Below are 10973 nucleotides of genomic sequence, written 5' to 3' on the forward strand. Positions count from 1 at the left end.
ATTATTCCTCCATTATCATTACAACATTTACTAATAGAAGCATATAATTATGTTTATTCAGTTATTTTTATTATCTATTCCGACAGATCAATCGTGTGGTCACAGGCTTGTGCGACCGCATCCGAATGGGTGGCAATCACGACGGTGGCACCCTGACTGGCCATATGGCGCAGCCCGTCGACCACCATGTGGGCATTCGCTTTGTCGAGCGCTCCGGTAGGCTCATCGGCGAGCACCAACCCCGGACGCTTGACCATAAGACGGGCGAGTGCGACACGCTGCTGTTCGCCGCCGGACATCCGATACACTACATCGGTGTCCCGTCCGGGCAATCCAACGTATTCCAACGCCTCGTGCGCGGCGGCAACACGGCGCTTGCGAGGCAGGCCGCCCCATGCAACGCTGAGATTATCCATGACATTCGCATTGTCAATCAACGCGTAATCCTGGAACAGATATCCGAGGCGGTTCTTGCGGAACAGGCGCTTGGCCCGGCCATTCATCGATGCCACGTCCAACCCGTCAATGAGCAGCGTGCCCGAGGAAGGCCGCTCAAGCAACCCCAGGCAGTTAAGAAGCGTCGATTTGCCGCATCCGGAAGGACCGACCAGCGCAACCATATCACCCGCATGCAAGTCGAATCCGAGCCCCCGCCATAAGGTCCTCTTGCCGAATGTCTTGCACAAATCCGTGGCCTGCACCGCGCAACCCGGCAGTGGTCCCGAGATATCATCGGGCGCGTGCCCGCTTGAGCGTTCCGCGGCTTGCGCTGCGCCCTGCACGGACGGCATCGTTGTCATGACGGTTCCCTTTCCTCATATGCTATGCACAGGCAACACTGCACCGCAATCGCGTGGAGAGCACCCATGCATCCCTGATGATGTTCACAGTACATCATCAGGAAAGAATGTGAGGGAAATCACAGGGCGTGTCGTTTTGGCGTGTCGTTCCAGTATGGCGTGTCGATACGCGCAAATGCCGTCAGGCACCGACCGTCGGCCGCGTATGCACGGCCGCCGCCGGCTTACTCTTGCATGCGGCGCAGACGCGGTTCGGCGGAATCCTTCGCGCCGGTGATGCGGTAGACGTCGAAGACGCCGTCGATCTTGCGCACGGCTGCCAGCAGCGTGTTGAGGTGCTGCGGCTCAGCCATCTCGAAGGAGAACTGGCTGGTGGCCACGCGGTCGGATCCCGTGGAAATCGAGCCGGAGATGATGTTGACCCCGTGATCGGACAGCACGCGCGTCACGTCGGACAGCAGGTGTGGGCGGTCCAGCGCCTCGACCTGGATCTTGACCATGAACAGGCCCTTGGTGCTGGTCCATTCCACCGGGATTACACGCTCAGGCTGTCGCTTCTCAAGGTCGAGCATGTTCTGGCAGTCGGTGCGGTGCACGGAGACACCCTGGTTGCGGGTGATAAAGCCGATAATGTCGTCGCCTGGCACCGGCGTGCAGCAGCGCGCGAGCTTCACCCACACGTCGTCCACGCCCTTGACGGAAACGCCGATCGAGTTCGAATGCTTCTTGCTGCGTTCCACCTGCCGCAGCGGCAGCACCTCTTGCTCGACCTCCTCGTTGACTTCGGAGGGACCGGCGTCCTTGACGAGGCGGGCAATCACATTCTGCGTGGAGATCTGACCGTTGCCGATCGCCGCATACACTGCGTCAGGGTTCGGGAAATTGAGTTCCTCAGCCACGCCGACCAGCGCTTCTGGGGTCAGCAGCGTGGAAATCGGCAGATTGCGCTTGCGCATCGCACGCGTCAGCTCGTCCTTGCCTTCCTCAATCGCCTCGGTGCGGCGTTCCTTGCTGAACCATTGGCGGATCTTGTTGCGCGCCTTCGGGCTTTTCACAAAGCTCAGCCAGTCGCGTGACGGGCCTGCGGTGTCGGATTTCGAAGTGAGCACTTCAACCGTGTCGCCGCTTTCAAGCTTCGTGTCGAGCGGGACGAGCCGTCCGTTGACTCGGGCACCCATGGTGCGGTGGCCCACCTCAGTATGCACGGCGTATGCGAAATCAACCGGCGTCGCGTCCGCTGGCAGGGAGACGATTTTGCCTTTCGGTGTGAACACGTACACTTCGGAAGCGCCGAGGTCTTCCTTGAGCGAGCCGAGGAACTCGTTGGAATCCGGCGTCTCGCTGGTCCAGTCGGCCAGCTGCTGGATCCACTTGAGGTTGTCGGCCTCGTCGAGGTCCTTGCCGTCCTCACGCTTGCGGTCGTCCTTGTCCGGATCGCTCAGCGCGCGACCCGCTTGGCCGTTCGCCTTGTACTTCCAGTGTGCAGCGATGCCGAACTCCGCCCGCCGGTGCATGTCCCATGTGCGGATCTGGATTTCGACCGGCTTGCCGCCGGGCCCGACCACCGTGGTGTGCAGGCTCTGGTACATGTTGAGTTTCGGCATGGCGATGTAGTCTTTGAACCGGCCGGGGACCGGGTTCCACCGCGCATGCACGGCACCGAGCGCCGCATAGCAGTCCTGGATGGTGTCGACGATGATGCGCACGCCGACCAGATCGTAGATATTCGAGAAATCGTGCCCGCGCACGATCATCTTCTGGTAGATGGAGAAGTAGTCCTTCGGGCGTCCGGTGACGGTCGCCTTGATGTTCAAATCGTCGAGGTCCTCGTTGATTTCGGCGATGATCTGCTTGAGGTAGACATCGCGCTGGCCGGCCCTGCGTGCGACAAGCACGACAATCTCGTTGTAGATCTTCGGGTAGAGAACCTTGAAACTCAGCTCCTCGAGCTCGGTTTTGATGGCGTTCATGCCTAGCCGGTTGGCGAGTGGCGCGTAGACGTCCAGCGTCTCGCGCGCCTTGCGTTGGGCGTTCGCCGGCTTGACATAGCGCCACGTCCGGGCGTTGTGCACGCGGTCGGCGAGCTTGACGACGAGCACGCGCACGTCACGGCTCATGGCGACCACCATTTTGCGGATGGTCTCCGCCTGGGCGGAATCACCGTACTCCATCTTTGAAAGTTTGGTGACGCCGTCCACGAGCCCGGTGACAGTATCGCCGAATTCGGCGCGGCATTGGGCGAGCGTGTAATCGGTGTCCTCAACCGTGTCGTGGAGCAGTCCGGCTGCCACGACGACCGGCCCCATACCGAGATCTGCAAGAATCTGCGCGACGGACAGCGGGTGGATGATATATGGTTCGCCGGATTTGCGCCGCTGGGTGGAATGCTGGACGACCGCACGCCGATAGGCGCGCTCCAGAATGTCCATATCCTCGTCCGGATGGTGGGATTGGCACATGCGCAGGATGGGCTGGAGCGGGTCGAGCGGATCAGCGCTGATCTCGCAGCCCAGCATATGGGCGGAGGCGAAATCGTCGTCCTGCGGTGTCTGATCGGATGCGCCCTGCGCAGCCGGGGCACCTGCCTTCGTCCCCGGCGTCCGCCGCGGCTCGGTGTCCTCGCCGTCGTGCGATTCGTTGAACTCAGTCATCGCTCCACCTCCCTGAACGCGTACGCCAGCCGTCAAGCGGCATAACAAGCCCGTTGTACCACGGATAGTACCACTTCGACGCGCGTGTCAGGAACGGGACAGCCCTGTGGACCCGAATCCGCGTTCCGCGCGGTCGGAACCGGGCAGCCGCTCGGCGGGCACGAATGTCGCCTCGACGTACCGTTGGATGACCATCTGCGCGATGCGGTCCCCCGCGTGCAACGACACCGTGCGCTCGGGATCGAGGTTGATCAGCGGCACCTTGATTTCGCCGCGATACCCTGCATCGATTGTGCCGGGGGCGTTGAGGACCGTGATCCCTTGCTTGACCGCGAGTCCGGAGCGCGGATGGACGAGCGCGACATACCCGGCGGGCAACGCGATCGCGATCCCGGTGGGCACCAAGGCGCGCTCGAATGGACGGAGCGTGACGTCCTCGGCGGCGGTCAGATCAGCGCCGGCATCGCCGGCATGCGCGTATCTGAGCGTGTCGGGGTACGGCTGGCGCAAGTACTTGACCAGCACCTCGGTGGTTTCCGGCTCGACATAGCCTTCATCGACCGCCATCAGGCCGCGCACTCCTTGCACACCGGCTGGCCGTCCTCGTCCGTATAGGCGAGCTGGCTACGGTGCTTGACCAGGAAGCATTCGGAGCAGATGAATTCGTCGCCCTGCATCGGAATGACGGTCACCGAAGCGTCCTCGTTGCTCAAATCGGCGCCCGGCAGCTCGTAGTCCTCGGCGATGGCGTTCTCGTCATCGTCCTCGTTCGACGTGTTCTGCGTGCTCTTGCCGAGTTCCTGGAGCGACTCCTCATCCTCGTCCTTGCCGCGTGGGGAATCATAGTCCTGGGCCATCGCATCCTCCTCATGAGTTATGTGTTACGCGCCATAGAATACATGACCTGTACCCCGCATAGGATACACGTTTCCAAAACATCGTAAAATACGACACGAAGCCGGTGTTTTCCGGGGTAGTGTAGGAAGTGTTCCCAAAGACGAGGAAAGTGGTGCGCACATGCCTGAAAATCCTATACAGGAAGCCAAGTTCGACCATGTCGGACGCAACGGGGAGCTCGTGTTCTCCTTGCGCGGCATGCTCTTCGGCGTCACTGTGGACGACACGCTGGAACACGCCATCCTCGAAGCCAAGCAGCTCAAGGCCGAAAAACAGCGGTATCAACAGACCCCGCCGACTTCCAGTCTGCCGATTTCCCAAATCCAGTCGCTGATCCGCGCCGGCGCGGAACCCGAGCAGGTCGCGCAACGCTACGGCCTGAGCGAAACGCTGGTCAGGCGCTTCTCCAGCGGGGTGGAGACCGAGAAACAGTATGCAATCGAGCAGTTCTTCATGCTGCCCGCCCCCAAGGATTCCCGCGTGCACACCATCTCCGAGCTCATCGAGCGCACGCTCGCGGCGGCGGGAATCGGCATGGAATCGGTATCCTGGAGCGCGACACGCCGAGGGTTGGAGCCTTGGAAGATTACCGCCCGGTTCGAATCTGCCGGTAACCGCGTCAGCGCGTCGTGGTCGTGGAATATGCACGACAACGCCATGGTGTGTCTCGATGCCACGGCGAAGAAACTTGTCGGTGAAAACCGCGCCAGCGATGACGGCGACGAGGGGCCGAACTTCCCCATTTCGCTGAACATCCCCGGCGATTCGGTCCGTTCGGCGCGCATCGAACGCGCCGTTTCCGCGTGGAGGGCGCCGCAATCCGATTCCGCGACTTCACCGGCCCGGCCAGCGCCTGCGACGGCATCGCCTGCCGCAACCCCCTCTGCCGCAACCCCGTCGCAAGACGGCGGTGCCGCAAACAAGCCGCCACTGCCGTCAACGTCTAAACCGGTGCAGAACCCGGCCGCCGCGACACGCCCGCACCAGCAGACAACACCGGTTTCCGCATTGACCCCGGCGCACGACACGCGCACACAACAGGCGTCGGCATCCCCGGCCAGCGCCCGGCGCGACACGCCGACAGAACACGATGTCCACCATGTGGACACTGCCGCGGGGCAATCCGGGCAATCCGCCGTCCAGAACGCATCCAACGCGGACGCGACAGCAACGCGAAAGTTATCTGGAGATACCAACCAGGCTCAGACGGCCGCCAATCAGGCCCATGACGCCAAATCACAGCGGCGTGCCCACGGCAAAGGCCGCAAAATGCCCAGCTGGGATGAAATCCTGTTCGGAGACTGACAACCGGAGACCGACAACCGTTAACGCCGCCTAATCGGCGTCGTAAGCCACTTGACGGCTTCGTGGGTTCAATCGACGCTCACGCCACGTCCATCAACAGCGGGATATCCGACTCGGCCATGCTGAGCGAACCGTGGACGCTGGGCAACCGTGTCGCCTTATCGGTCTGGGTCCTGGAATCCACGATGGTGACGCGTTCCGCCGCGTGAACGAGCACATCACCAATCATGGGTTTGACACGATCATCGACCGGCCCGAACAATCCTTCGGCAATCGCCTGGGCCCGCGTACGCACCACGGCACGCTCCCCGAGGATGTTCTGCCAGCGTTCCGCAACCTCATCGGGGTCGGCGTCGTCCTCGGTGTACAGCATGACCGCGCGCGGCTCGCCGCCGACCAGCCGCACCCCGCGAGCAAGATCGGGCTGCTCGGCGATGTCGATACGCTGATCGGGATCGACCCCGATCATGCCGTGGTCGGCGGTAATGACAATCAGCGTGCCCCGGGGTGCACGCCGGCGCAACAGATGCAACTGCGCGTCCACCCCTTCGAATGCCGCAATCCAATGGTCGGAATTCCACCCGTAATTGTGCCCGACCTTATCAGTATCCCTGATGTACAGGTAGGTCAGCCCCGGCTCCCGGGCGGCCTCGCACGCCAATCGCACCCGGTCAGTCGGCCGGATGCTGCCGTGGTAGTCCGGCACTCGCAACGCGGCACGGGTAAGCGGAGAATTCGAGAATTTCGGCAGTCCAACGCTGGTCACCCGCACACCGCGACCGGAAAGCGTCTCGAAAACGGTCGGCATCCGCTGCAAATCCTGCGGGTCGGGGGCGTCGCGGAACTGGATGAGCTGGCACAACTGCCCGGTTGCGGGGTTGCATTGCGTATACCCGGTCATGCCGGTCAGTCCCGGGCAGGAACCGGTTCCAAAGGTCGCCATGGCCGCCACCGTGGTGGACGGCGAGCATGTGCTGATAGGCCGGCTGTTCACACTATCGGCGAGCAGCGAGCGCAGATACGGGGCATGTCCTATCCGTGACGCGATATTCCAGTAGCCCAGCCCGTCCACGAGCACGACAATGACACTGGAGACGCGTGGCATGCCCATCGCGTCGCGCAAAGCCGCCGGATCGGTATGGACGCGGGTGGTCACAGGGCTGCCGATCGCGTCAGATACCGCAGGCAGGACCGCTGATAGGTGAAGCGCCCCGCCGCGCGTCGCCTGGCCGTCGCCATAGGTGGCAGGGGACGTCAATCGCAGCAATTCATCACTATCCGGCACTTCGACACTCATATGCACCATTGAAGCACCGCGACCTGAAAATGGCATGCTGGGTGGGCTTGAGGGTAGAATAGTCCGGTTATCTGTGAAGGAGAGCACATGGCATCACACCGCAAACCGGCACGCCCGTCGTATGATCCGCGTTCGGTCAAGGAGAACATCGTCGAAACGCCGTTGAAGGACGAGATGAGCAAGTCCTTCCTCGAATACGCGTACTCGGTGATTTACGCGCGTGCTCTCCCCGACGCCCGTGACGGTTTGAAGCCCGTGCAGCGGCGCATCATCTACCAGATGGGGCAGATGAACCTGAACCCGGATCGGCCTTACATGAAATCGGCCCGTGTGGTCGGCGAGGTGATGGGCAAGCTTCACCCGCACGGCGATTCCGCGATTTACGAAGCCATGGTACGTCTCGCCCAGCCGTTCGCGATGCGTCTGCCGCTGGTGGACGGGCACGGTAATTTCGGCTCGCTTGACGACGGCCCCGCGGCCTCGCGATACACCGAGGCGAGGCTGGCGCCTGCAGCGCTCGGCATGAACGCAGACATCGACGAGGACACCGTTGATTTCACCCCGAATTACGACAACAAGCTCAAGGAACCGTCTGTTCTGCCGTCGGCTATCCCGAACCTGCTGGTCAACGGCGCGTCCGGCATCGCCGTCGGTATGGCGACCAATATGGCCACGCACAATCTGGGCGAGGTCGTCCAAGCAGCGAAACACCTGATGCGCCACCCCGATGCCACGCTTGAGGAGCTCATGCGCTATGTGCCGGGGCCTGACTGGCCGGGCGGCGGCATCATCATCGGCCGTGACGGCATCCGGCAGGCGTACGAGACCGGCCGCGGTGCGTTCGTCACCCGAGCGGCGACACATATCGAGAATGTGACGGCCCGCAAGAAGGCGATTGTGGTGACGGAGCTGCCGTTCATGGTCGGCCCGGAACGCGTGCTGGAACGTATTTCCGAAGGTGTGAAGAACCGCCGTATCGAAGGCATTTCCAGCGCAATCGACCTGACGGACCGGCATAACGGCACGCGGCTGGTCATCGAAATCAAAACCGGGTTCGACCCCAATGCCGTGCTTGCGCAGCTGTTCAAGCACACGCCGCTCGAGGACAGCTTCACCATGAACAACGTCGCGCTTGTCGACGGGCGCCCGCACACCATGGGTCTCAAGGAGATGCTCGAGGTGTGGATCACGCACCGGCGCAATGTGATCCGGCGCCGCAGCGAATTCAGGCGCAAGAAGGCGTTGGAGCGTCTGCATCTGGTCGACGGGTTGCTGCTCGCGCTGGTGGATATCGACGAGGTGATCCAGGTCATCCGCACCTCCGACGACGCTGACAAGGCGAAAACCCGTTTGATGGCGGTGTTCGACCTTGACGAGGTGCAGGCGCAGTACATTCTCGACTTGCGGCTTCGCCGACTGACCAAGATGAGCCGGATCGAGCTGGAGGCCGAGCGCGACGAGCTCAAGCGCAAAATCGAGGAGTTGGAACGTATTCTCGGCTCCGACGAAGAGCTTGACCGTGTGGTGGTCGAGGAAATGGACCAGGCGGTCGCCCAATGGGGTACGCCGCGGCGCACGGTGCTGCTCGACCTCAACCCCGACGGGTCGCTCTCCCCTGTCCCGGTGCAAGGCCGCAGCGAGGACGGGGTGCAGGACACAGCGCTGGAAGCCATCCATGCGGCATCCCGTGTGTCGGCAGCCGCGGAGGATGTCGCCGCAGCAGCTGCCGCCCGCAAAGCCGGCAATGAGGAGGATGCAACCGCAGCGCTGCAACTGGACGACACGCCGTGCGCGGTGATGATGAGCGCGTCTGGGCTGATTGCCAGAACCGCGGCGAGCGCCGTCGATGTATGGAAATCCCATGCATCCGGTGGGATGGAAGATGACCGGCGTCGCGCCGCCGACGACCAGATTGTCACGGTGTTCCCCACTACGACCAGGGCGCGCTATGGTCTGGTCACCTCCGCCGGGCGTCTGGTGCTCGCGGATGTGGCCGAACTGCCCGCCCTGCCCGCGCAGGACACGCTGTCGGTGGCCGGCGGAGTGCACGCCGAGGAGCTGCTGCGTTCGACGGAAAGCACCGACCCGGTCATCGGGGAACGCGTGGTGACGGCCGTGTCGATGTCGGATGGCCAGCCGCCACTCGCCATCGGTACGCTCAACGGCGTGGTCAAGCGCTGGAACCGCGAATCGCCGACCACGATGGACTCGTGGGGCATCATCGATTTGAAGGACGGGGACAGCGTGGTGTTCGCTGCCCCGGCGTCCGATGAGGACCGTCTGGTGTTCATATCATCCGACGCATCGCTGCTCACGTACGAAGCGGGCAATGTCAGGCCGCAGGGGCGTACCGCGGGCGGTATGGCGGGCATCAGGCTGGCCGAGGGCTGCCATGTGGTCGCGTTCAACGCGATTGAGGCCGGCAAGATCGCCTGGACCTATGAGGAAGGCGACAATGGCCTGTTCTCCGCGTCCGGAGCGGTGGTGCTGACGGTTGCCGGCGATGCCGAAGCGCTGCCCGGAACCGATAACGGGGCAGCGAAGGTCACACCGCTGGAAATGTACCCGACCAAGGGCCGCGGCACAGGCGGCGTGAGATCGCAACGCTTCCTCAAGGGACAGAACGCACTGCTGTTCGCCTGGGTGGGCATGTACCCACTGCATGCAAGCACAGAGCACGGCACCCCGGTGGAGTTGCCGAAGCCGGATATGCGTCGCGACGGTTCGGGTGTCGAACTCGCCGCCCCAATCGCTTTCGCCGGCTGAGCCGAACTCTCTTCTGCTTCTGTCGACGCTGAGGAGCCTTCCAGTGTCGGCAGAAGGTCACCACCCCGCTTCTACCGACGCCCACACCCCACCCAGCGTCGGCAGAAGCAGAGGAAGTCAGGCCGAAAGAGGGAGTCAGGCTTCGGTCGCGGCATCATCCTCATCATCTTCGTGGACCCATTGCAGCACATCGCCCGGCTGGCAGTCAAGCGTGCGGCAGATGCCCTCGAGGGTGGAGAAGCGAATCGCTTTGGCCCGACCGTTCTTGAGCACGGAGACATTCGCCGGCGTGATGCCCACCTCTTTGGCGAATTCCCCTACCGACATGCCCCGCTGGGCGAGCAGAACATCGAGATTGACCTGGATCGCCATTCAGATCACCGCCTGAAGTTCGTCACGCTGCGCCGTGGCCGAAACCAGCAGCGCGCGCAGGACGATGATGAGCAGCAGCATCGCGAACAGTCCCAAGGCGACCAACAGCGCGCCCAACGGCACCGCAAGCGGTTTGAGATGCGCGATGAACGCGGTATGCACAAACAAGGCGAGCGCGATGATTGCTGCGATGCTGACGCAGGCGATGATGATATCGACCCAGACGAGGGAATCATGCGTGAACACGATGCCGCGGCCGGACAGCGACGCCAGTTTCCATACGGCGACCAGACCGATTTCGAAACATGCGAGCGCCGCAATCACCGCCAGGAGGTAGCCGGTCGCGTATGGCGCGTATTGCGGGGCGTCCTGGGCACTGCGCCGTGCGACAAGCGGCAGGGCCCATACCTGCGCGGCAACCGACATGGCAATGAATACAACCAGCGCGACTTTGAGCACCACGATCACAACCGGGCTGATACCGTTGCCTGAATCCGCGGTCTGTTGCCCGGCGAACGGATCGTCTCCCAAATCGCCCGACGTAGCCGGTTCGTTGTGTCTGCTGCGCACAGGCGGCTTCCCATTGCGCTGCCGTGGATGCTGCGGCTGTTCGATTGCCATGGATGCCTTCCTTCCCCGCACGGCGGTTGCCGCGTCGGCATGTCCAGCATAGCAGTATCGATAAACGAGAGAAATATATCGTTTCTCGATGTGTAATATCTGTGATGAATCGATTATCGATAGACATGTATCGACATTCGATACTTACGATGGGGATATCCGAGGTCGAGAAGGAGCAACCATGACATCGCCGACACCATCGCAGCATCAGAGCGAGCCAGTACATCAGACCCAACAAACACAGACCCAACAAACACAGACCCA

The 10973-nt window shown here is 62.4% G+C and carries 9 protein-coding genes; 2 read left to right on the top strand and 7 right to left on the bottom strand.

What is annotated here, in order from left to right:
* Positions 1-74: 74 nt before the first annotated feature.
* The 4 genes from ACI38B_RS07695 to ACI38B_RS07710 form a co-directional block, all read right to left on the bottom strand.
* A complete protein-coding gene (locus ACI38B_RS07695) occupies positions 75-800 on the bottom strand; it encodes an ABC transporter ATP-binding protein (RefSeq protein ID WP_439730225.1) in 726 nt (241 codons plus the stop codon).
* A 224-nt stretch (positions 801-1024) separates the two neighbouring features.
* Positions 1025-3316: a RelA/SpoT family protein gene (locus ACI38B_RS07700; protein ID WP_044092954.1), complete on the bottom strand. Its 2292-nt coding sequence runs from the start codon at positions 3314-3316 to the stop codon at positions 1025-1027.
* Between the two features lie 222 nt (positions 3317-3538).
* Positions 3539-4018 (bottom strand): dUTP diphosphatase, encoded by a 480-nt coding sequence (gene dut, locus ACI38B_RS07705; protein ID WP_439730226.1) that lies wholly within the window; start codon positions 4016-4018, stop codon positions 3539-3541.
* Positions 4018-4308 carry a DUF4193 domain-containing protein gene (locus ACI38B_RS07710; RefSeq protein ID WP_015450273.1) on the bottom strand — a complete coding sequence of 97 codons (291 nt, stop codon included), beginning with the start codon at positions 4306-4308 and terminating at the stop codon, positions 4018-4020. The genes dut and ACI38B_RS07710 overlap by 1 nt, the downstream gene beginning before the upstream one ends.
* Before the next feature lie 160 nt (positions 4309-4468).
* On the opposite strand from ACI38B_RS07710, the gene sepH reads away from it, so the two are divergent.
* Positions 4469-5653, top strand: coding sequence for a septation protein SepH (gene sepH / locus ACI38B_RS07715; protein ID WP_439730227.1), 1185 nt, complete (start codon positions 4469-4471; stop codon positions 5651-5653).
* Between the two features lie 79 nt (positions 5654-5732).
* Here the strand turns inward: sepH and ACI38B_RS07720 are convergent, their stop codons facing one another.
* Positions 5733-6950 carry an alkaline phosphatase family protein gene (locus tag ACI38B_RS07720; RefSeq protein ID WP_439730228.1) on the bottom strand — a complete coding sequence of 406 codons (1218 nt, stop codon included), beginning with the start codon at positions 6948-6950 and terminating at the stop codon, positions 5733-5735.
* Positions 6951-7037: 87 nt separating this feature from the next.
* Here ACI38B_RS07720 and ACI38B_RS07725 point away from each other — a divergent pair, with 87 nt between their 5' ends.
* Entirely contained in the window at positions 7038-9716 is a 2679-nt protein-coding gene (locus ACI38B_RS07725; protein ID WP_439730229.1) for a DNA gyrase/topoisomerase IV subunit A, read from the top strand.
* A 135-nt stretch (positions 9717-9851) separates the two neighbouring features.
* On the opposite strand, the gene ACI38B_RS07730 is transcribed toward ACI38B_RS07725, so the two are convergent.
* Both ACI38B_RS07730 and ACI38B_RS07735 read right to left on the bottom strand, forming a co-directional pair.
* Positions 9852-10088 (bottom strand): helix-turn-helix domain-containing protein, encoded by a 237-nt coding sequence (locus ACI38B_RS07730; protein WP_439730230.1) that lies wholly within the window; start codon positions 10086-10088, stop codon positions 9852-9854.
* A complete protein-coding gene (locus tag ACI38B_RS07735) occupies positions 10089-10709 on the bottom strand; it encodes a DUF2975 domain-containing protein (RefSeq protein WP_439730231.1) in 621 nt (206 codons plus the stop codon).
* Positions 10710-10973: the final 264 nt, after the last annotated feature.

Origin of the sequence: Bifidobacterium sp. (assembly GCF_051876855.1) — a bacterium.
Lineage (GTDB): Bacteria > Actinomycetota > Actinomycetes > Actinomycetales > Bifidobacteriaceae > Bifidobacterium.